General features: G+C 44.8%; 23 protein-coding genes. 21 read left to right on the top strand and 2 right to left on the bottom strand.

The window, feature by feature from the left end; all coding sequences use genetic code 11:
• The first annotated feature begins 16 nt into the window (after nucleotides 1-16).
• Nucleotides 17-511 carry a chemotaxis protein CheW gene (locus tag EIZ48_RS03530; protein ID WP_075763989.1) on the top strand — a complete coding sequence of 165 codons (495 nt, stop codon included), beginning with the start codon at nucleotides 17-19 and terminating at the stop codon, nucleotides 509-511.
• The gene (locus tag EIZ48_RS03525; protein ID WP_160648728.1) at nucleotides 511-945 is read left to right on the top strand and encodes a DUF2802 domain-containing protein; all 435 of its coding nucleotides are present in this window, start codon (nucleotides 511-513) and stop codon (nucleotides 943-945) included. The genes EIZ48_RS03530 and EIZ48_RS03525 overlap by 1 nt, the downstream gene beginning before the upstream one ends.
• Nucleotides 946-983: 38 nt before the next feature.
• Here EIZ48_RS03525 and EIZ48_RS03520 read toward each other — a convergent pair whose 3' ends face one another.
• Together EIZ48_RS03520 and EIZ48_RS03515 are read right to left on the bottom strand one after the other, a co-directional pair.
• Nucleotides 984-1,280 (bottom strand): EscU/YscU/HrcU family type III secretion system export apparatus switch protein, encoded by a 297-nt coding sequence (locus EIZ48_RS03520; protein ID WP_160648727.1) that lies wholly within the window; start codon nucleotides 1,278-1,280, stop codon nucleotides 984-986.
• Between the two features lie 31 nt (nucleotides 1,281-1,311).
• Nucleotides 1,312-1,980 (bottom strand): hypothetical protein, encoded by a 669-nt coding sequence (locus EIZ48_RS03515; RefSeq protein WP_160648726.1) that lies wholly within the window; start codon nucleotides 1,978-1,980, stop codon nucleotides 1,312-1,314.
• A gap of 285 nt (nucleotides 1,981-2,265) precedes the next feature.
• Between EIZ48_RS03515 and ccmA the strand changes: the two genes are divergently transcribed.
• From ccmA to EIZ48_RS03420, 19 genes are all read left to right on the top strand, one after another.
• Nucleotides 2,266-2,916, top strand: a complete 651-nt coding sequence (gene ccmA / locus EIZ48_RS03510) for a cytochrome c biogenesis heme-transporting ATPase CcmA (protein WP_160648725.1) — start codon at nucleotides 2,266-2,268, stop codon at nucleotides 2,914-2,916.
• Between the two features lie 6 nt (nucleotides 2,917-2,922).
• A complete protein-coding gene (gene ccmB / locus EIZ48_RS03505) occupies nucleotides 2,923-3,591 on the top strand; it encodes a heme exporter protein CcmB (protein WP_075764000.1) in 669 nt (222 codons plus the stop codon).
• Nucleotides 3,592-3,825: 234 nt separating this feature from the next.
• Entirely contained in the window at nucleotides 3,826-4,557 is a 732-nt protein-coding gene (locus EIZ48_RS03500; protein ID WP_075764002.1) for a heme ABC transporter permease, read from the top strand.
• Between the two features lie 7 nt (nucleotides 4,558-4,564).
• Nucleotides 4,565-4,771 (top strand): heme exporter protein CcmD, encoded by a 207-nt coding sequence (gene ccmD, locus EIZ48_RS03495; protein ID WP_075764004.1) that lies wholly within the window; start codon nucleotides 4,565-4,567, stop codon nucleotides 4,769-4,771.
• Nucleotides 4,768-5,253, top strand: a complete 486-nt coding sequence (gene ccmE / locus EIZ48_RS03490) for a cytochrome c maturation protein CcmE (protein WP_160648724.1) — start codon at nucleotides 4,768-4,770, stop codon at nucleotides 5,251-5,253. Before ccmD ends, ccmE begins: the two co-directional genes overlap by 4 nt.
• A complete protein-coding gene (locus EIZ48_RS03485) occupies nucleotides 5,250-7,232 on the top strand; it encodes a heme lyase CcmF/NrfE family subunit (protein ID WP_160648723.1) in 1,983 nt (660 codons plus the stop codon). The genes ccmE and EIZ48_RS03485 overlap by 4 nt, the downstream gene beginning before the upstream one ends.
• Complete coding sequence (locus EIZ48_RS03480) at nucleotides 7,232-7,786, top strand: DsbE family thiol:disulfide interchange protein (RefSeq protein ID WP_075764010.1); 555 nt, start codon at nucleotides 7,232-7,234, stop codon at nucleotides 7,784-7,786. The genes EIZ48_RS03485 and EIZ48_RS03480 overlap by 1 nt, the downstream gene beginning before the upstream one ends.
• Nucleotides 7,783-8,289, top strand: coding sequence for a cytochrome c-type biogenesis protein (locus EIZ48_RS03475; RefSeq protein ID WP_160648722.1), 507 nt, complete (start codon nucleotides 7,783-7,785; stop codon nucleotides 8,287-8,289). Before EIZ48_RS03480 ends, EIZ48_RS03475 begins: the two co-directional genes overlap by 4 nt.
• Nucleotides 8,289-9,512 (top strand): c-type cytochrome biogenesis protein CcmI, encoded by a 1,224-nt coding sequence (ccmI, locus tag EIZ48_RS03470; RefSeq protein WP_160648721.1) that lies wholly within the window; start codon nucleotides 8,289-8,291, stop codon nucleotides 9,510-9,512. Before EIZ48_RS03475 ends, ccmI begins: the two co-directional genes overlap by 1 nt.
• 75 nt (nucleotides 9,513-9,587) lie before the next feature.
• Nucleotides 9,588-10,400, top strand: coding sequence for an MlaA family lipoprotein (locus EIZ48_RS03465; protein WP_160648720.1), 813 nt, complete (start codon nucleotides 9,588-9,590; stop codon nucleotides 10,398-10,400).
• A gap of 127 nt (nucleotides 10,401-10,527) precedes the next feature.
• Nucleotides 10,528-11,094 carry an elongation factor P hydroxylase gene (locus EIZ48_RS03460; protein ID WP_160648719.1) on the top strand — a complete coding sequence of 189 codons (567 nt, stop codon included), beginning with the start codon at nucleotides 10,528-10,530 and terminating at the stop codon, nucleotides 11,092-11,094.
• Nucleotides 11,078-11,344, top strand: a complete 267-nt coding sequence (locus EIZ48_RS03455) for a YfcL family protein (protein ID WP_160648718.1) — start codon at nucleotides 11,078-11,080, stop codon at nucleotides 11,342-11,344. Before EIZ48_RS03460 ends, EIZ48_RS03455 begins: the two co-directional genes overlap by 17 nt.
• 904 nt (nucleotides 11,345-12,248) lie before the next feature.
• Nucleotides 12,249-13,316, top strand: a complete 1,068-nt coding sequence (gene rfbB, locus EIZ48_RS03450; RefSeq protein WP_160648717.1) for a dTDP-glucose 4,6-dehydratase — start codon at nucleotides 12,249-12,251, stop codon at nucleotides 13,314-13,316.
• Nucleotides 13,317-13,333: 17 nt separating this feature from the next.
• A complete protein-coding gene (gene rfbA, locus EIZ48_RS03445) occupies nucleotides 13,334-14,203 on the top strand; it encodes a glucose-1-phosphate thymidylyltransferase RfbA (protein WP_160648716.1) in 870 nt (289 codons plus the stop codon).
• A 2-nt stretch (nucleotides 14,204-14,205) separates the two neighbouring features.
• Nucleotides 14,206-14,607 (top strand): sugar 3,4-ketoisomerase, encoded by a 402-nt coding sequence (locus EIZ48_RS03440; protein ID WP_160648715.1) that lies wholly within the window; start codon nucleotides 14,206-14,208, stop codon nucleotides 14,605-14,607.
• Entirely contained in the window at nucleotides 14,607-15,074 is a 468-nt protein-coding gene (locus EIZ48_RS03435; RefSeq protein ID WP_160648714.1) for an acyltransferase, read from the top strand. Before EIZ48_RS03440 ends, EIZ48_RS03435 begins: the two co-directional genes overlap by 1 nt.
• The gene (locus EIZ48_RS03430) at nucleotides 15,067-16,170 is read left to right on the top strand and encodes a DegT/DnrJ/EryC1/StrS family aminotransferase (RefSeq protein WP_160648713.1); all 1,104 of its coding nucleotides are present in this window, start codon (nucleotides 15,067-15,069) and stop codon (nucleotides 16,168-16,170) included. Before EIZ48_RS03435 ends, EIZ48_RS03430 begins: the two co-directional genes overlap by 8 nt.
• A 5-nt stretch (nucleotides 16,171-16,175) precedes the next feature.
• The gene (locus EIZ48_RS03425) at nucleotides 16,176-17,552 is read left to right on the top strand and encodes a glycosyltransferase family protein (protein ID WP_160648712.1); all 1,377 of its coding nucleotides are present in this window, start codon (nucleotides 16,176-16,178) and stop codon (nucleotides 17,550-17,552) included.
• Nucleotides 17,545-19,326, top strand: coding sequence for an ABC transporter ATP-binding protein (locus EIZ48_RS03420; RefSeq protein WP_160648711.1), 1,782 nt, complete (start codon nucleotides 17,545-17,547; stop codon nucleotides 19,324-19,326). Before EIZ48_RS03425 ends, EIZ48_RS03420 begins: the two co-directional genes overlap by 8 nt.

Below are 19,326 nucleotides of genomic sequence, written 5' to 3'. Positions count from 1 at the left end.
CCAAAGAGGAAACAGCATGTCTCAGGTTAGTGTAGCCGAAATACAAAAAGAAGACGGTAGCGATCAGGTACTACAGTGGGTAACATTCCAGCTGGAAGATGAAACCTACGGCATCAATGTGATGCAGGTACGTGAAGTATTGCGCTACTCCGAAATTGCTCCGGTACCAGGTGCGCCAGATTACGTTCTGGGTATCATCAACCTGCGTGGTAACGTAGTAACGGTTATTGATACCCGTTCTCGCTTTGGCCTAATGCCAGGTGAAATTTCTGACAATACCCGTATTGTGATCATCGAGGCTGAGAAGCAGGTGATTGGTATCTTGGTAGACAGCGTTGCAGAAGTTGTTTATCTACGTAGTTCTGAAATTGACAGCACACCAAGTGTCGGTACAGAAGAGAGCGCGAAGTTTATCCAGGGCGTGAGCAACCGAGACGGTGAGCTGCTGATCCTGGTAGACCTAAACAAGCTGCTGTCTGACGAAGAATGGGACGAGATGGCGTACTTGTAATGCAAAGCCTCGTTTTGCAATGGTTGCCGGTTGCTGTTGCGATCCTGGCCGTGATCATTTCATGGCTAATGGTTCGTCGTGAACGCAAGGCCCGCCAGGCACTGGAAGCAAAATTTGCCGCCACAGAGTTGGTGTTGAAAAACTCTCGGCACCAGCACGAAAGCTTGCTTAAGCAGTTTACCGAGCTGCGTGCCGGAACAATAGGTATGAGCCAGAAGCTGGCTGACATGGCCGAGCACCTTGAGATGATCTCGGATCGACAGGGTGAAATGGCGATGTTGGATCCCGACGGAAAGCTCTACAGCCGCGCCAGTAAAATGGTTGAGCTGGGCGCCGATGTCGATGAGCTGATGGAAGAGTGTGATTTGCCTAAGGCGGAGGCGGAGCTGTTGCTTCGCTTGCAGCAAAAGATGGCGCAGCCAAGACGGCGTTAGAACGCTAACACGGTTTCACAACCAGTCGTTCAGTTGTATTACACTTGTTCGTTGATACCTGAAAGCCCTTCCCACCCGGGAGGGGTTTTTCCGTTTAGGAACCAGGAAAAAGCGATCAGCTCGGCGATAACCCGATAGAGGTTCTCCGGGATCTCGTCACCGACCTCAAGGTTGTTGAGGTAGTCAGTAAGCGCTTCATCCTGATGAATCAGCCCGCCCTGCTGTTTGACCTGCTCGATGATGTGCTCTGCCAGCTGGTTATGGCCCTTGGCCGTTACCGTTGGTGTTTGCTGCCCGTTATAGTGGAGGGCTATCGCGCTTTTATTTTTCTGCATGTCTTCAATTTGGCCATATCTGTGGCGATCACTATACCAGAATCGACAGTCCTTCTGTTTTGGGTTCGACAATTTGCGGCGGACGAAACGTAAAGGTGGCAGGCTCGCTGTCGATCCCCAGCATTGCTAACCGCTCGGTCAGCACCGGGGAAAGGACCTCGGTGCGTTTCAGCCACTCTCTATTGTCTGATTCGAAGGCGAGAGCCAGGTTTTGTTGCTGCCATACCGCGATGGCATGGATGATATCGTATTGGCCGACAGGAAGAGCTAACCGGATAGTCCACTTAGACGATTGCTCGGTGCTTCTTGCCGGACTGGCGTCGGGATCCTTTTCAACGGATAATTTCAGCTCTCGGCCGTTGGGTTGCAACAAATGCAACTGCAGCAGGGTGGCGTCGTTATCTTTGCCGTTGGCGGCCAAGCGCTGTTCAACGGCCAGTTTGAGCAGCGCATTGAACTCGTCTTGCTTGTCGGTTGGCAGCTGCTGCAGCCACTGCCTGAGAGGGCTATCCGCTTGTCTGGATTGCTCCAACAGTTGGACCATAACCTGCTTGCCGGCACCTTGCCTAAGCCACTGGATAAGCGTGGCTTTATTTTCGGGCATCAGAAGCTGAGAGAGCAAATTAGTGACAGCTGGCGAAGAGGGCATCGAAGGGGATGAATGCTGTGCGACAAAAGTTGTAAAAAAACGTTGCAGCACATTCATTTGCATTAATACTTGAGACAGTTGGGAAATTTGTCCCTGAATTGACTTGTTGGTATTTACGGATTGAGGAATTTTGGTATTTGTCTCATTTTCTGGCACTTTTTTAGGTTCAATTTGTCCACTCTTAGTTAAAGCAGAGGTTTGGGAGCTGTCGATACGCATGGATGTCACAATTACTAACCTAAGTGATGGAACTATACAACTGGGTGTCTAACAAAATCCTGAACCAGTGTGGTAATATGCCCGCTAAATTGTGTCACCTAGGATACATCATTTAATATGTTGTCTGTACAAGAATTAAGCTGTGTCCGCGATGAGCGGGTGTTGTTCGACGACCTAAGTTTCTCTGTATCGACAGGTGAACTGGTTCAGATTGAAGGACATAACGGCGCCGGAAAAACAACCTTGCTCCGGATCATTGCGGGTCTCGGGCGGGCAGACAGCGGTAGCGTGTGCTGGAACAACGAAAATATCGAAACAGCACGGGAAGATTACTATCAGGACTTGCTGTTCCTTGGTCACCAGACCGGGGTAAAGCGGGAGCTGACAGCGTTTGAAAACCTGGCTTTTTTCCAGGCTATGCATACCCATACGGAAGACTCGGAGCTGACGGGAACGCCGCAGGTCAGCGGTGACGATTGCCTCTGGCAGGCACTTGCCCATGTCGGTCTGGCTGGGCGGGAAGATGTCCCGGCCGGTCAGCTGTCTGCTGGTCAGCAGCGCCGGGTGGCTCTGGCTAGGTTGTGGATCAGCAACCATAAGCTGTGGATTTTGGATGAGCCCCTGACGGCTATCGACAAGCAGGGTGTGAAAGTGCTGGAACGGTTATTTCTGTCTCATGTCGAGCGTGGCGGTGTCGTGCTGCTAACGACTCACCAGGATATGTTCACAGACAGTAACCATTTACGGAAGATTAAGTTGGGGCAGTAGTTCAGGATGCTAAGCGCTATTTTTCAAGTCATTCGGCGTGAACTGCTGATTGCATTTCGTCGACAGGCTGATGTTTTTAACCCGTTGTGGTTTTTTATTATTGTGATCACCCTGTTCCCATTGGGAGTCGGGCCGGAGCCGAATCTACTGGCTCGGATCGCGCCGGGTATTGTTTGGGTTGCCGCGTTGCTGGCCGCGTTGTTGTCGCTGGAGCGTCTGTTCCGGGATGACTTTGTCGACGGTTCGCTCGAGCAGATGCTGATGATGCCGACACCACTGCCGGTGCTGGCTTTTGCCAAAATGGTGGCGCACTGGGTATTGACAGGTGTGCCGTTGTTGCTGATCAGCCCGCTGCTGGCAATATTGCTGTCGTTGGACTGGGAGACCTGGAAGGCGGTGGTACTGACGCTGCTTGTCGGTACGCCGACATTGAGCTTTCTCGGGGCGATTGGGGTCGCGCTGACAGTGGGGCTGAGAAAGGGCGGGGTATTATTGAGCTTGCTCATTTTGCCGCTGTATATCCCTGTGCTGATATTTGCTACCTCGGCAATTGATGCGGCAAGCCTCGGGATGGCGTTCAACGGGCAGTTGGCGCTGATGGGGGCAATGTTGGTTGGGTCGGCAACGCTGGCGCCATTTGCGGTTGCTGCATCATTACGTATAAGTGTGCAATAAAACATTACAATTACACCTGAGTAAGATGTCTCATAATAATGGATCTCATGAGACAATTTTGAGCAAGAACAAGGAAGCGATGGTTAGATGAGCAAGTACCTCAAAGGGGGTATTCAACTTTGCTTATCCTAATTTAATGATGAGAATTGTTTCATTGGTATGTTGTTCTGCTTTGAGTGAACAATACGCTGGCTGAGAACGTACTTATTACAATTATACGAGTAGAGCAGAAATATGTGGAAGTGGTTACATCCCTACGCGAAAGCTGAAAATTGCTACCGCCTGTGCGGTACCCTGTTACCCTGGTTCTCCATTATTGCCTTATTGGGGATCATTGGCGGTACTATCTGGGGGTTAATGTTTGCCCCGACAGATTACCAGCAGGGCGATAGTTTCCGGATTATCTATCTTCACGTTCCTGCGGCCATCTGGTCGATGGGGGCCTATATGTCAATGGCCATTGCGGCCTTTATCGGTTTGGTCTGGCAGATCCGACTGTCCGATATGGCTGCTGCGGCAATGGCGCCGGTGGGTGCCGTGTTCACCGTGATTGCTCTTCTCACCGGTGCCATCTGGGGTAAACCTATGTGGGGGGCCTGGTGGGTGTGGGATGCCCGCCTGACGTCTGAGCTGATCTTGTTGTTCCTCTACCTTGGTGTTATCGCCCTCTATAGTGCGTTTGATGATCAGAAGACTGCGGCAAAGGCGGCGGGTATTCTGGCGATTGTCGGTGTTATCAACCTGCCTATCATTCACTTCTCTGTTGAGTGGTGGAATACCCTGCACCAAGGTGCCACGATTACCAAATTTGACAAACCGTCGATGGATAGCACCATGTTGTGGCCGCTGTTACTGAACATTGTCGGCTTTGCCTGTTTCTTTGGCGCGGTGACGCTGGTTCGTCTGCGCAATGAAATCATTGCCCGTGAAAGTCATCGCCCTTGGGTCCGTGAATTAATGAAGTGAGGCCATCATGCATTTTGAATCTTTTAGTGACTTTTTAGCGATGGGTGGCTACGCATCTTATGTCTGGGCGGCCTATGGTATTTCCTTTGCTGCCCTGCTGTGGATCTTATTTTCAAGCCTGAGTAAAAAACGCCGCCTGGCGGCAGAAATCAAGAACAAAATCGCTCGTGAGCACCGTATTAAAGAAGCGAAAAAACTGGAGAACACACTATGAACCCGAGACGTAAAAAACGCATGACGCTAGTGCTGGCGTTAGTTGTGGGCCTCGGCGCAACTATTGGTTTAATGCTGTATGCGTTAAACCAGAACATGGATCTCTTCTATACCCCGACCGAGCTGGTTAATGGCAAGCCGGACGGCACCAAGCCTGAAGTCGGTCAGCGCCTGCGTATCGGTGGTATGGTTGTTGCGGGTTCGGTAAAGCGTGATCCTCAGTCGCTGGAAGTTCGCTTTGACGTGGCCGATGTCGGCCCGGCTGTGACCATTAAGTATGACGGTATCTTGCCGGATCTGTTCCGTGAAGGTCAGGGTATCGTCGCTCAGGGTGTACTGGTAAATGCCACCACCATTGAAGCTCACGAAGTACTGGCAAAACACGATGAAGAGTATATGCCGCCGGAAGTGGCTGAAGCGATGAAGAAAACCCACGAACCTCTTCAATATACCGAAGAACAGATGCAGGGCAGTGTTCAATGATTGCAGAACTGGGGCATTTTAGCCTGATTATTGCGCTGGGTTTGTCGATCCTCGCAAGTATCTATCCATTGTACGGGGCCTCTGTCGGCAACCAGTCAATGATGCGCATGGCACGTCCGCTGACATACGGTGTATTCGGTATGCTGTTGTTGTCATTCGTCGTGCTGTGCTGGGCCTTTTACACCAACGACTTCACCGTGACCTATGTCGCGAGTAACTCGAACAGCCTTTTACCGTGGTACTACCGTATTACTGCTGTTTGGGGCGCACACGAAGGCTCGCTGTTGCTGTGGGTGCTGATCCAGGCTGCATGGGCGGCTGCTGTAGCCATGTTCAGCCGCGGTATGCCGTTAGAGTCGGTATCCCGTGTATTGGCGGTAATGGGCATGATTTCAGTAGGCTTCCTGCTGTTTATCATCATGACTTCCAACCCGTTCCTGCGTACCTTGCCATTCTTCCCGGTTGACGGTCGCGACTTGAACCCTCTGCTGCAGGATCCGGGGCTGATTATTCACCCACCGATGCTGTACATGGGTTATGTGGGTTTCTCAGTTGCCTTTGCCTTTGCGATTGCCTCTTTGATGACAGGTCGTCTGGATACTGCATGGGCGCGCTGGTCTCGTCCCTGGACAATTGCCGCATGGTCGTTCCTGACGCTGGGTATCGCACTTGGCTCATGGTGGGCTTACTACGAACTTGGCTGGGGCGGCTGGTGGTTCTGGGATCCGGTCGAAAACGCCTCATTCATGCCATGGCTAGCCGGTACTGCCTTGATGCACTCGCTGTCGGTAACGGAAAAACGCGGTACCTTTAAAGCCTGGACCGTACTGCTGGCAATCTCGGCGTTCTCGTTGAGCCTGTTGGGTACCTTCCTGGTCCGTTCTGGTGTTTTGGTTTCTGTGCATGCTTTCGCCTCCGATCCGGCCCGTGGTATGTTCATCCTTGGCTTCCTGATTGTGGTCATTGGCGGCTCCTTGCTGCTCTACGCTCTGCGCGGCGGTCAGATCAGATCACGAGGTAACTACAGCCTGTTCTCGCGTGAGAACCTGCTGCTGGCTAACAACCTGCTGCTGGTCGCTGGCCTGCTGGTTGTATTGATTGGTACCTTGCTGCCGCTGATCCACAAGCAGATTGGCCTTGGTTCCGTATCCATTGGTGTGCCGTTCTTCAATACTTTGTTTACCTGGCTGATGATCCCGTTTGCCTTCATTCTGGGTATCGGTCCGCTGGTACGCTGGAAGCGTGACAACCTGTCTAATATCACCAAGCCGATGATTATCTCGGCTGCGATTACGCTACCGTTCTCGTTCCTGACCATTCTGCTCTTTACCGACAGCATGGAGCCGCTGGCGGTACTTGGCCTTGTTATGGCTATCTGGATTGTGGTGATGCACAGTTTTGAGCTGTATCAGCGTGCGACGCATCGCCATAGCCTGCTGCAAGGGCTAGGTAAGCTTGGCCGCAGTCACTGGGCAATGGTATTGGGTCATATTGGTCTGGCCGTGTCTGTGATCGGTATTACTCTGGTTTCAAATTACGATATTGAGCGTGATGTGCGTCTGGCGCCGGGTGAAACGGTACAGGTTCAGGGCTACGATTTCCATTTCGCCGGTCTGCGTGATGCCGATGGTCCTAACTACGATGGTTATATTGCAGATTTCAATATTACCCGTAACGGCAAGTTTGTTACCGAGCTGCATGCCGAGAAGCGTTTTTATACAGTAGCCGGTTCAATGATGACCGAGGCGGCGATCGACAGTGGTGTCACCCGCGATTTGTATGTTGCTATGGGTGAGAAGCTGGGCGATGGTGCCTGGGCGGTACGAATTTACTTCAAACCGTTTGTAAACTGGATCTGGTTTGGCTCGGTGCTGATGGCGTTGGGTGGAGCATTTGCAATCAGTGACAAGCGTTACCGTTTCCGTAAACAAGCCAAGGTAGACACGGCTAAAGCTGGCAAGAAAGCTGAGGTTAACTGATGAATAAGAAATTATTGTTTGTACCTCTGGTACTGTTTTTGGCACTGGCGCTGGTCTTTATGGTTCAGCTTACTCGTAATGCAGAAGGCGATGATCCAACCAAGCTGGAATCGGTACTGGTCGGTAAGCCGGTCCCTGATTTCAAGTTGGAAGATTTGGTCGAAGCCGGCAAGTTGTATGAGCAGGATATCTTCAAGGGCGAGCCTCTGCTGTTGAACGTCTGGGCAACCTGGTGTCCGACCTGCTACGCCGAGCACACCTACCTTAACGAGCTGGCAAGCAACGGGGTAAAAATTATTGGCCTTAACTATAAGGATGAGCGTCTTAAGGCTGTCCGTTGGCTCAATGAGCTGGGCAACCCGTACATTCATAGTCTGTTCGATGGTAACGGCATGCTGGGGATGGACCTGGGCGTTTACGGCGCGCCGGAGACCTTCCTGATTGATGCCAACGGTATTGTTCGTTATCGCCATGTTGGTGATGTGAACGAGCGAAACTGGGCTGATACTCTACAGCCGATGTATCAGGCGTTGCTGGAGGAAGCGAAGGGATGATGAAACAAATTAGTGCCATGCTGCTGGCTTTCGGGCTGGTATTTGCTGCAGCTCTGCCTGCGTCGGCTGCCATCGATGTCTATGAGTTCGAGTCCGCAGAGCAGGAAAAAGCATTCCAGAACCTGACGGCAACACTGCGTTGTCCTAAGTGTCAGAACAATACGATTGCAGACTCAAATGCCGAGTTGGCCAAAGATATGCGCCAGAAGGCGTATGATATGCTGAGCGAAGGTAAAAGCGAGCAAGATGTGGTTGACTACATGATTGCGCGCTACGGTAACTTCGTTACTTACGATCCGCCGTTGATGCTATCGACAATCATCCTGTGGGCTGGACCATTGTTGTTCGTCTTCATTGGTTTTACCGTGCTGGTTATGCGTTCTCGCAAAACGGCAGATAAGAAGGCAGCGCCAGAGTTGGAAGCTGATGAACAGCAACGCCTGAAAGCGTTGTTGAAAGAGATGGAACAACAAAATCCGAATAACAACGGGAAGGTGAAGTAATGACGCTGTTTTGGCTAATAACCGTTGCTTTGGTTTTGGTTGCTGCGGCCATTTTTGTCGCGCCAATGTATCTTGGCAAGGCACAGGATGACGTCGCTAGCCGTGATGAGCTGAACAAGGCCTTCTTTAAAGATCGTATTAACGAGCTGGAAAGTGAAACCAGCGAAGGTTTGGTCTCGAATCAGGATGAGCTGGTTTCTGAGTTGCAGCAGTCACTGCTGGATGATGTTCCGGCCCAGACCGAGCAGCAAAAAACGGCAGTCAGTACAGTTATGCTGATCCCGGGGCTTATCATGCTGGTGGCAGTATCGTACGGTATGTATTTCACCGTCGGCAACCTCGACAAGGTAGAGTCCTGGCAGCAGACCGTTGCACAGCTACCTGAGCTATCAAAGCGCCTGATGGATGAGCAGGGGGCTGAACCACTAAGCGATGCTGAGATGAACGATCTGACCCTGGCACTGCGTACCCGTTTGCACGACAATCCGGATGATGCAACGGGCTGGTTGCTGCTTGGCCGAATTGGGATGGCGAACCGCGATGCCGATACGGCTCAGGGGGCGATGAAGCGCGCTTATGCATTGGAGCCGGGTAACCCGGAAATCCAGCTGAGCTATGCTCAGACGCTAATGCTGATTGGTGATCCGGCCAAGAGCGATTATGCGCGCCAACTACTGCGTAATGTGATCAAGCAAGACCATACAAATATCCGTGCGATGTCTCTGTTGGCGTTTGACTCATTTGAGCGTGGTGATTATCCGCAGGCTGTCTCTTATTGGACGATGATGAAGCGGATGATTGGCGAAGATGATCCTCGAGCCAAAATGCTGGACCGCAGTATTGAGCGGGCACAGGCACAAATCACTCAGGCGAGTGAACAAGCAGCGAATCCGAAAACAGTATCGGTGAAGGTTGAGCTTGATCCATCAGTGACATTGCCATCTCAGGGAATCGTCATTGTCTCTGTACATTCCGCTGATGGCGCGCCAATGCCTGTAGCGGCGCGTCGGATGCCGCTATCTCAGTTCCCGCTGACGCTGACATTGAGTGACAGCGACAGCATGATACCTGAGCGTTTGATGTCATCGCTGCCTACTATGATCGTCAAGGCACGTATCGACACTGATGGCAATGTAATGACCAAAAAGGGTGATTGGTATGGCCAGAGTGATGTGATTTCGCTCGGTGGTTCCACAAATGTGCAGATAAATAAACAATACTGATAACATCGCTGGAACTCATGGAGCAGGCTGGATATCATTGTCCAGTCTGCTTTTTTATATCTGTGGAATAATCCTTTGAAAAGAATAACCCTTTTATCACTACTTCTTATTCTGGGTCTTTCAGGCTGTGCCAAGACACCAAACGATGAGTCTGTCAGCTCAGGTGCTGAGACCAACGCTGAATATACCGAGCAGGCAACTGAGTATACTGTCGAAGGAACCTATGACCCGTTCGAAGGCTTCAACCGGGCCATGTGGACACTGAACTACGATTATCTGGATCCGTATGTCGCTCGTCCGGTATCTCTGGCTTATGTCGATTATGTCCCTTCGCCAGTGAGAACGGGGATCAGAAACTTCCTCTCTAACCTCGATGAGCCGGCCAATATGGTCAACAGCATCATCATGCTAGATGGTGAGCAAGCTGTTACCCACTTCAACCGCTTTTGGATCAACTCCGTGTTCGGCTTGGCCGGTTTGATTGATATCGCAACAGCGGCAGATATCACCAAGCCAGGTGAGCGTGCATTTGGTGATTCAATGGGTTACTACGGCGTATCAAACGGACCGTACTTTATGGTTCCGATGTATGGTCCCGTCACACTTCGAGAAGGTGCTGGTGACTATGTAGACGGTCTTTACTTTCCGCTTAACCTGCTGACATTCTGGCAGAGCCTTGGTAAGTGGGCCTTTGAAGGCATGGAAGACCGCGCAGCACTTGTCTCGCAAGAAAACTTGCTGAAAGACTCGCCAGACCCATACATCTTCACCCGAGATGCCTACATTCAAAACAAGAACTTCCGTGCCCTAGGCGGTGAAAGCTTGCCTGAAGAGCCAGAAGATGAAGAGTATCTGGATGAGTTTTTGGATGAGGTGGACGACTACTAAATAAAAGCGGGGCTAATTCTCTAGGTTAGCCCCTAAAATTGAGCGGAAGTCTATTTGGGGCCTAGTCTTTACTTATGTAAAACACCACTCAATCTTTCCATAATCGATAAGTAATTTTAAGTATACAATGTCCCATAATTACAGTGATTTAATAAAAGTATTCAACCAAACTTTTCTAGAAACTTACAATACAGAGTTGGTACTTGGCGGTGATGAACCTATTTATCTGCCTGCTGATGAAGATCATCAACATCATCGAATTATCTTTGCTCGAGGCTACTTTGCTTCTGCATTGCATGAAATAGCACATTGGTGCATTGCTGGCCCAAAGCGGCGATTATTAGAAGATTATGGGTATTGGTATGAGCCTGACGGACGTACTGCTGAAGTCCAGGCTGAGTTTGAAAAAGTCGAGATCAAACCTCAGGCTGTTGAGTGGATCCTGTCTGCCAGTTGTGGTTTTCGATTTCTAGTGAGCTGTGATAACCTAAACGGCAACTGTGAGCCAGATAGAGCTGGTTTTACCGAACAAGTACGAGAGCAGGTGCTCACCTACCTTGAGCAGCGTACACCCGAACGTGCAAAAATACTGTCTGATGCACTGAGAGAGCACTACCAAGTTGCTCCCTTGTGTCCAGAGAGTTTTACAGAACCAGCTACCAACAAAGAGTATAGTTATGATCCAGCAATATGAAGAGAAGTTACTTAATCTGATTGATACGATGGTAGAGACCGCATCAGATGATGAATTATTTGCTGGAGGTTATCTACGTGGGCACATTTCATTGTCAGCGGCTAACTGCGAGATGGATGGGATTAGCTCGTTAGAGGCAATGAATGCTGCTGTAGAAACAAGTTTGGCTGAAGCACAGTCAGAGCTAACACCGGCTGATCAGCTCATTGTTAAGGCTATGTGGGATCAACTGCAACAAGGTGCGCAGTAGCTCTGTCATCAATGACGATGGAAAGTGAAGAGTTAAAGAAAAAGTGCTATTTATCAGCACTTTTTTGTTCTATTGAAGTCCGTTAAAATTTCACATCTAGCTTGTACCTGTAGTCATTACAAATAGAAACATTGCAAATTAAATGATGTTATAGTAAGGCAATTTAACATAAAAAAAAGAAGTGATGCTTATAGTGGTGGTTGATTTGCAAGGATTGTTTTAGATGCTATTTACAATAAATCAACTGGATACCATGACTGTTCGTTAGTAAATGTATTTTTTATTCGTTAATAGTTAGCGGTTACTGCTAAGCTCTGTGTTTCACATAAAGTATTGTTGATAATTGCGCTGATTGGTGTGCAAAGTTGAGCGTTGACAAACGATATCTATATACTCAATATGAGATATTTAAATTAGCCCCCCCCCTTTAGAAACTTAGCCTTCAATGGTTTATTTCTTTAAGATAGTATATTAGTCTAAATAAGTTATCATATTTAATAATTACTGTATTCATTCTATATGGATGAAAAAAATGCTATCTCTTTGTTGTACACCTCTGTAATACATATGATTTAAGCTACTGGGTAAGATATCTGCCAATGAAAAAATGTAGCAGATGTAATTGAATAAATTATCACCTTATCAATCTAGTATCTCAGCCCTTCATGTGTCTAAAGCTCAGACTATGAGCTCTGTTTATAAATTAATCTGTTGATAATTCAACCTTGTGCACCGAATCCATAGAAAAATACCAGATTTTGTTACTATCAATAATGGCTATTGATTTTGCTTATTGGTAAAATTGTCCGATTGCTACTAGTAGAATGTAGCGACAAAAAAATGAATTTTGCGCTTTGGGGGATCGATATAACCCTAGGGCGGTAGCATTCCAAAAAGGTATCATATGCAAATTCTAGTAACTGGTGGTGCTGGCTTTATAGGCTCGGCTGTAATTCGACATGTTATTGATAATACAGAAGATTCTGTGGTCAATGTAGACAAGTTAACCTACGCTGGCAACCTTGAGTCGTTGGAAAGTATTGTAGAAAGCGAACGCTACCACTTTGAAAATGTTGACATCTGTGACCGTAATGAACTGGATCGTGTTTTCAGAGAATATCAGCCTGATGCAGTAATGCATCTTGCTGCCGAAAGTCATGTAGATCGCTCAATTGATGGGCCTGCTGATTTCATTGAAACGAATATTGTTGGGACATATACACTGTTGGAAGCTGCGAGGGCATATTGGAATGCTCTTAGTGAAAATCGTAAGGAAAATTTCCGTTTCCACCACATCTCAACTGATGAAGTGTATGGTGATCTTGAAGGTACGGATGATTTGTTTACTGAAACTACGTCATATTCTCCTTCAAGCCCTTACTCAGCTTCAAAAGCATCTAGTGATCATCTAGTTCGAGCTTGGCTTCGAACCTATGGCTTACCAACTATTGTTACAAACTGCTCTAACAATTACGGACCATTCCATTTCCCAGAAAAATTAATTCCTCTAATGATTTTGAATGCACTAGATGGGAAATCTTTGCCTGTGTATGGCGATGGTATGCAGATTCGGGATTGGCTATATGTTGAAGATCATGCATCAGCTTTATACAAGGTTGTTACAGAAGGTGTAGTCGGTGAGACATACAACATTGGTGGTCATAATGAGAAAGCTAATATCGAGGTTGTCAATACGATTTGTAGTCTCTTAGAAGAGTTAGTACCTAATAAGCCTGATGGTGTAACGAACTACAAAGACTTAATCACCTTTGTCACAGACCGCCCGGGACATGATGTCCGTTACGCAATTGATGCAGGAAAAATTGAGCGTGAACTTGGTTGGAAACCAGCAGAGACGTTTGAGTCTGGAATACGTAAGACAGTTGAGTGGTATCTTAACAACCAAAAGTGGTGGAGTCGGGTTCTTGATGGTTCATACAGCCGTGAACGTTTAGGTATCGAAAGTAAGTAGCTAATAAGAGGTAAAAAATGAAAGGAATAATATTAGCTGGTGGTTCTGGTACCCGCCTATATCCTATTACCAGAGGTGTTTCAAAGCAGCTACTACCTGTATATGACAAACCTATGATTTATTACCCGCTGTCAGTGTTGATGCTGGCGGGAATCAAAGAAATTTTAGTTATAACTACCCCAACGGATAGGGCTAGCTTCGAGCACCTTCTTGGTGATGGAAGCCAATTTGGTGTAGAGCTATCGTATGCGGAGCAGCCAAAACCAGAAGGCCTGGCTCAAGCATTTATTATAGGTGAAGAATTTATAGGCAACGATAGTGTATGCCTAGTTCTTGGTGATAATATTTTTTGGGGTCAGGGTTTTTCACCAAAATTATTGAAAGCAGCTTCACTAGAAACAGGTGCTACAGTATTTGGATATAAGGTTCATGATCCTGAGCGATTTGGTGTAGTTGAATTTGATGATGAGCAGAAAGCTATTTCTATTGAAGAAAAGCCTCAGAAACCAAAATCAAGCTTTGCAGTAACAGGGTTGTATTTTTACGATAATGACGTTGTTAACATTGCAAAGGATATTCAGCCATCTGAGCGTGGTGAACTTGAAATAACAAGTATTAACCAAGCGTACCTTGAACGTGGTGATCTAAATGTTGAGTTGTTGGGACGTGGGTTTGCATGGCTTGACACTGGTACATATGAAAGTTTACTTGAAGCTGCAACTTTTGTTGAAACCATCGAAAAACGACAAGGTTTTAAAATTGCGTGTCTAGAAGAAATCGCCTGGCGAAATAATTGGATAAGCGATAGTGAATTATTAAAGGCAGCTCAGCCATTGTTGAAGAATACTTACGGTCAATATTTAAATAACTTAATTAAAGATAAGTGATAATGAAAGATCTCAAGTTAGTTAATTTTAAGTCATTGGGCGATGAGCGAGGCGGTCTTATATCGCTTGAAGGGAATAGAAATATTCCTTTTGACATCAAGCGAGTTTACTATATATACGATACTGAAGCTGGAGTATCAAGAGGCTTCCATGCACACCGCGATCTAAAGCAAATTGCTGTTTGTGTAAAAGGCAGTTGCAAATTTATTATTGATGATGGTGATGTGAGGCAAGAAGTCTTATTAGATTCACCATTAAAGGGGCTCTTGATTGAAAGCATGCAATGGCGTGAAATGCATGATTTTTCAAGTGACTGTGTGCTGATGGTTTTAGCTAGTGAACTGTACGATGAAGCTGACTATATCCGAGACTACGATACATTTCTTAGTGAGGCTAGTAAGTAATGATCCATCCGCTTAGTGATGTCCAAACCAGTGATATCGGTGAAGGAACAAGAGTTTGGCAATTCTCTGTTATCCTCAAAGGAGCCAAAATCGGCGATAACTGTAATATTTGTGCTCACACATTAGTTGAAGGTGATGTGTTAATTGGTGATAACGTTACTGTTAAGTCCGGTGTTTATTTATGGGATGGTATCACAGTAGAGGATAATGTATTTATTGGCCCTTGCGTCGCTTTCACAAACGACAAGGCACCACGCTCAAAACAATACCCTGAAGAGTTTTTACGGACAACAATTCGTAAAGGAGCATCTATTGGTGCTAACGCAACCATATTACCAGGTCTAACGCTAGGCGAAAATTGTATGGTAGGCGCAGGTGCTGTAGTAACTAAGAATGTACCTCCATACGCTGTTGTTGTAGGTAACCCAGCCAAAGTAACCCGTTTTTTAGAGAAAAGTAATGATTAATTTTCTAGATTTAAAAGCTATTAATAAACAGTATCAGTCTGAACTGAAAGAAGCTTGTAGTCGAGTTATTGACTCTGGCTGGTATATCATGGGTAAAGAACTAGAGCTTTTTGAACAAGAGTTTGCAGAGTATTGTGGTACTAAGTTTGCTATTGGGGTTGCCAATGGTCTTGATGCATTGACATTAGTTCTTCGTGCATGGAAAGAATTAGGTAGATTGCAAGCTGGAGATGAAGTTATTGTTCCAGCCAATACATATATTGCTTCAGTCTTAGCAGTTACTGAGAACGATTTAGTTCCTGTTTTAGTCGAACCAGATGAAACAAGCTACAATCTCTCACCAGAGATGATTAAGAACGCGATTACAGAGAGAACAAAAGCGATCTTACCTGTTCACTTGTATGGAAAGATCTCTCCAATGCCTGAAATCATGGAAATTGCTGAAAAACACAATCTTCTTGTTTTAGAAGATTGTGCGCAGGCACACGGTTCGAAGCGCGGAGGAAAGAAAGCTGGTAACTGGGGACACGCTGCTGGATTTAGTTTCTATCCAGGAAAAAATTTAGGTGCGTTGGGTGATGCAGGGGCAATAACAACAAACGACCAACAGTTAGCCTCTGTATTAAAATCGCTGAGGAATTATGGTTCAGGCCGTAAGTATGAAAATGTTTATCAAGGCGTAAATAGCCGTCTGGATGAAATTCAAGCAGCAATGCTTAGAGTTAAGCTTGCACACTTAGATGAAGAAATTGTAGCAAGGCAAAGTATTGCCGAAAGATATACAAGTGAGATTTCAAACCCATTAGTATCGTTACCTGTCATTGAATCTAAAGAATTTAATGTATGGCATTTGTTTGTCGTTAAGACTGAATTCCGTAGCGAGCTTATCAAACACTTGGAAGATGAAGGTATTGCTACTTTAGTACATTACCCAATTCCGCCTCATAAACAAAAGGCTTATAATGAATTAAATGATATATCGCTGCCTTTGACTGAAGAAATTCATAATCAGGTATTAAGTCTGCCTATTAGTCCTGTGATGAGTGAGACGGATGTATCTTATATCATTAAAAAAGTTAATGAGTTTAAGGCATAAGAATAATGGCAAAAATTTTATTATGTTTTTCATCACATATTTATGTTGATGGACAGTTTAAGTTAATTAGTTACTATGAAGGGTTAATTAGTGAACTTGAGCGATATAACAATGAAGTGATGGTGTGCAACACCGCAGAATTTTTAAAAAAGTCATGGAATAGCGAAAACGAAGAGTCTGGGTTTTTAAAACTAAAGAAGTTAACTTCAGATATAACAGAATTTAATCCGGATCTGGTCATCAGTTTTAATAACTCGAAGTTGTCATTTATTGAAGAGTTGTGTGACTGTCCTATTGCCATTTGGCAAGCTGACTCACTACCGTATTACAATGATCAGGAAAGAATAAAGAAAGACCCCAATAGATATTTATATTTTTGCTTATCCAACGATGTCGTAACTCAACTAAAAGCTATTGGTGCAAAAGATGAAAATGTCTTTATTATTAACTCTGGTACAGCTGTTGTTAGTGAAAATTTAGAATTTTCCGCAAATATTAGCTTTATTGGAAGCAATTTTTCTGGCCCGACAAGCTTAGCGAACTTACTAAAGAAGCATAATAAGCAAGAAGTTAAAGATGCTGTGAAATATTTAGCGAATAACTTCTATGTTGAACCAGAAAAATACCTTAAAGAGAAAAAACTGGATTTTATATTAGATTATATGGAACCAGATGATTTTGGTGCAATTAATAGCAGCCAAGACCGAACTAATGTCTTAAATGCTGTTAACGAGTTAGGGCTAAGTTTATATGGCAACTCTAGTTGGTATAATACAGTTGCTTACTCACCAAACTTAGCACTAGCGTTTAATCCAAGGTCTGTTTACTCGTTGAAACACAATCAAGATATTTATAATTCGAGTCGTGTTTGCTTGAACGTTTCCCATGCTCAAGCAGTAGAATGTTTTCCATGGCGCATTATGGATATAATGGCTTCCAATGGGTGCTTGCTATCAAGCTATAACGCAGGTATTGAAAAATTCACTAAAGGTTATGTAAACCTCCCTATGTATAAATCTACAGGGGAGGCTCATGAACTAGCGAAACGTTTACTAAATGATGATGTATATCGTTCTGAATTAGTTTCAGCAAGTCAAGCTTGTATTGAAGAAAAAGGTCGCTGGAAGCATCGCTTCAAAGAAATCTCAGAAGCTACTGGTATTGAATTAATTAATAACTCTGACGAAAAGTTCAATACTATTTATATGCATCGTGAAAGATACATATCAGACGTATATAAGCAATATATTAATCTTATACTATTGGCAGCGAGACTTACACCAAAACAAACCCACAGTTTTTTGTACACAGTGGCTACAAGCCTTGGAATCAAAGTTGACTACAACTTAGTTAAGTCAGTTATGGAATTAGATAATGTTTAATTTGTTTCTTGATTTCGTAAGAGATTACGGAGCAAAATTTCGATTACGCATAATATTAGTTTTATTATCTGCAATTGTTGCAGCTTCATTTGAAGTTATTGGAGTGGCTCTATTATATCCTTTAATAACGATTTCAATGAACCCAGATGTGATTGTTGAAAGTGAAAAGATTAGATATATATATGAATTATTAAACTTCCCTAATACAACCTATTTTTTAGTGTTTATTGCATTCTGTGTAGGGATGTCGTTTATATTAAAGAATATATACATGTTGGTTCAGCAGAGATTCCAATTTAATCTTGTTAGAGATTGGCGGAATGATATATGTTCGAACTTAATGGGATCATATATACGAGCACCATTAACATTTCACCTAACAAAAGATTCTTCAGTAATCATCAACAATCTTACTGCAGTGGTAAGTCGTGCGGTAAATTCGTATCTGATTCAATGTATAATGTTGGTTTCAAATACGATCGTTTGTTTAGCGTTGTTGCTAGTTCTGCTGTCACAATATTCCGGAATATCAATATTAACTGGTGTTGTTGTTGGTGGTCTGATTGTTTTACAAATGAAAGTTATTCGTAAGGTGACAAAAAACGTTAACGATAAATATGTTAAAGCAAGTCAGGAGAATATTGGCATTCTTACCATGGCGCTAGCAGGGGTCAAAGATACAAAACTTATAGGGAAAGAAGATGTTTTCCTAGGTAAGTATAACGTCTCGAATAGAAATGTTAGTGAGTTAGATAAAACGAATATGCTTATTCAGTATATTCCTATTTATTTAACAGAAGCCATCTTAATGTTCGGTATAGTTATGTTTATATCGTATATTTTGCTAACATCTACTAACCCAGCTGAAGGCATTGCGAGCATTACATTATTGGCAGCCGTTGCCATAAGATTAGCTCCTATGATGAATAGAGTTCTTTATTGCTACTCTCAGATTAAGTCTTCTATTAATGCTGTAGAAACAATTCAAAATGAATTTAAAGCCGTTGCAGACCAAATTGATGTAGCAAGAAATTGTCTTGATTTTAGAGATAATATTAGTTTTGATAACATAAGCTTCTCTTACGATGGTAAAAATGGAAAAGGCTTAAAGAATGTTGATGCAGTCATCAATAAAGGTGAGTTTATTGGTGTAGTAGGCTCTTCAGGTGCCGGGAAAACAACCTTTGCCGATGTTCTTTCTGGGTTATTAACAATTTCATCAGGAAAAGTTTTTATTGATGGTAGCGAAGTTTCTTTATCAGAGTATAAGGGAATAAGAAATAATGTCAGTTACGTTAGTCAAAGCCCATTTATCTTAAATGCATCAATTAGAGATAATGTTGCCTTTGGGGTTCCTAGTCACGAGATTAACGATGAAGAGGTTCTAAAGGCTCTTCAGAAAGCTGGAATGAAAGATCTAGTAAACGAACTAGGCTTAGACTACTTACTCGGTGAGAACGGAAAGAAATTGTCAGGTGGACAAAGGCAACGGGTAATTATTGCTCGAGCTCTCTATTTCAATCGAGAGATCATTGTTCTGGATGAAGCAACTTCTGCCCTCGATGCGACCACAGAAAATGATATTTCTAAAGTGATCACAAACTTAAAGGGTGAGAGAACTATTATCGTTATAGCCCATAGATTATCAACAATTAAAAATGCCGATAAGCTTTTTGTATTCAATGAAGGAACGATTTCTGCGGTAGGGGGATTTGAGACTTTGTCAAAAGAAAATGAGGAGTTTAAGAATATGGTTGAGTTATCAAGGTACTAA

Source organism: Photobacterium alginatilyticum, from assembly GCF_009910675.1.
Classification (GTDB): Bacteria; Pseudomonadota; Gammaproteobacteria; order Enterobacterales; family Vibrionaceae; genus Photobacterium; species Photobacterium alginatilyticum.
Note: the sequence above shows the minus strand (reverse complement) of the source record. Positions and strands in the feature narration are given on the sequence as shown.

Excerpts from the sequence above, each read along its gene's own strand:
- EIZ48_RS03485 (WP_160648723.1), top strand. The coding sequence starts at position 5,250 with ATGATTGCAGAACTGGGGCATTTTAGCCTGATTATTGCGCTGGGTTTG.
- EIZ48_RS03520 (WP_160648727.1), bottom strand. The coding sequence starts at position 1,280 with ATGCAGAAAAATAAAAGCGCGATAGCCCTCCACTATAACGGGCAGCAA.
- rfbB (WP_160648717.1), top strand. The coding sequence starts at position 12,249 with ATGCAAATTCTAGTAACTGGTGGTGCTGGCTTTATAGGCTCGGCTGTA.
- EIZ48_RS03525 (WP_160648728.1), top strand. The coding sequence starts at position 511 with ATGCAAAGCCTCGTTTTGCAATGGTTGCCGGTTGCTGTTGCGATCCTG.
- ccmB (WP_075764000.1), top strand. The coding sequence starts at position 2,923 with ATGCTAAGCGCTATTTTTCAAGTCATTCGGCGTGAACTGCTGATTGCA.
- ccmI (WP_160648721.1), top strand. The coding sequence starts at position 8,289 with ATGACGCTGTTTTGGCTAATAACCGTTGCTTTGGTTTTGGTTGCTGCG.
- ccmE (WP_160648724.1), top strand. The coding sequence starts at position 4,768 with ATGAACCCGAGACGTAAAAAACGCATGACGCTAGTGCTGGCGTTAGTT.
- ccmD (WP_075764004.1), top strand. The coding sequence starts at position 4,565 with ATGCATTTTGAATCTTTTAGTGACTTTTTAGCGATGGGTGGCTACGCA.
- EIZ48_RS03460 (WP_160648719.1), top strand. The coding sequence starts at position 10,528 with ATGTCCCATAATTACAGTGATTTAATAAAAGTATTCAACCAAACTTTT.
- EIZ48_RS03500 (WP_075764002.1), top strand. The coding sequence starts at position 3,826 with ATGTGGAAGTGGTTACATCCCTACGCGAAAGCTGAAAATTGCTACCGC.
- EIZ48_RS03440 (WP_160648715.1), top strand. The coding sequence starts at position 14,206 with ATGAAAGATCTCAAGTTAGTTAATTTTAAGTCATTGGGCGATGAGCGA.
- EIZ48_RS03435 (WP_160648714.1), top strand. The coding sequence starts at position 14,607 with ATGATCCATCCGCTTAGTGATGTCCAAACCAGTGATATCGGTGAAGGA.
- EIZ48_RS03430 (WP_160648713.1), top strand. The coding sequence starts at position 15,067 with ATGATTAATTTTCTAGATTTAAAAGCTATTAATAAACAGTATCAGTCT.
- EIZ48_RS03455 (WP_160648718.1), top strand. The coding sequence starts at position 11,078 with ATGATCCAGCAATATGAAGAGAAGTTACTTAATCTGATTGATACGATG.
- ccmA (WP_160648725.1), top strand. The coding sequence starts at position 2,266 with ATGTTGTCTGTACAAGAATTAAGCTGTGTCCGCGATGAGCGGGTGTTG.
- EIZ48_RS03530 (WP_075763989.1), top strand. The coding sequence starts at position 17 with ATGTCTCAGGTTAGTGTAGCCGAAATACAAAAAGAAGACGGTAGCGAT.
- EIZ48_RS03425 (WP_160648712.1), top strand. The coding sequence starts at position 16,176 with ATGGCAAAAATTTTATTATGTTTTTCATCACATATTTATGTTGATGGA.
- EIZ48_RS03420 (WP_160648711.1), top strand. The coding sequence starts at position 17,545 with ATGTTTAATTTGTTTCTTGATTTCGTAAGAGATTACGGAGCAAAATTT.
- EIZ48_RS03475 (WP_160648722.1), top strand. The coding sequence starts at position 7,783 with ATGATGAAACAAATTAGTGCCATGCTGCTGGCTTTCGGGCTGGTATTT.
- rfbA (WP_160648716.1), top strand. The coding sequence starts at position 13,334 with ATGAAAGGAATAATATTAGCTGGTGGTTCTGGTACCCGCCTATATCCT.
- EIZ48_RS03480 (WP_075764010.1), top strand. The coding sequence starts at position 7,232 with ATGAATAAGAAATTATTGTTTGTACCTCTGGTACTGTTTTTGGCACTG.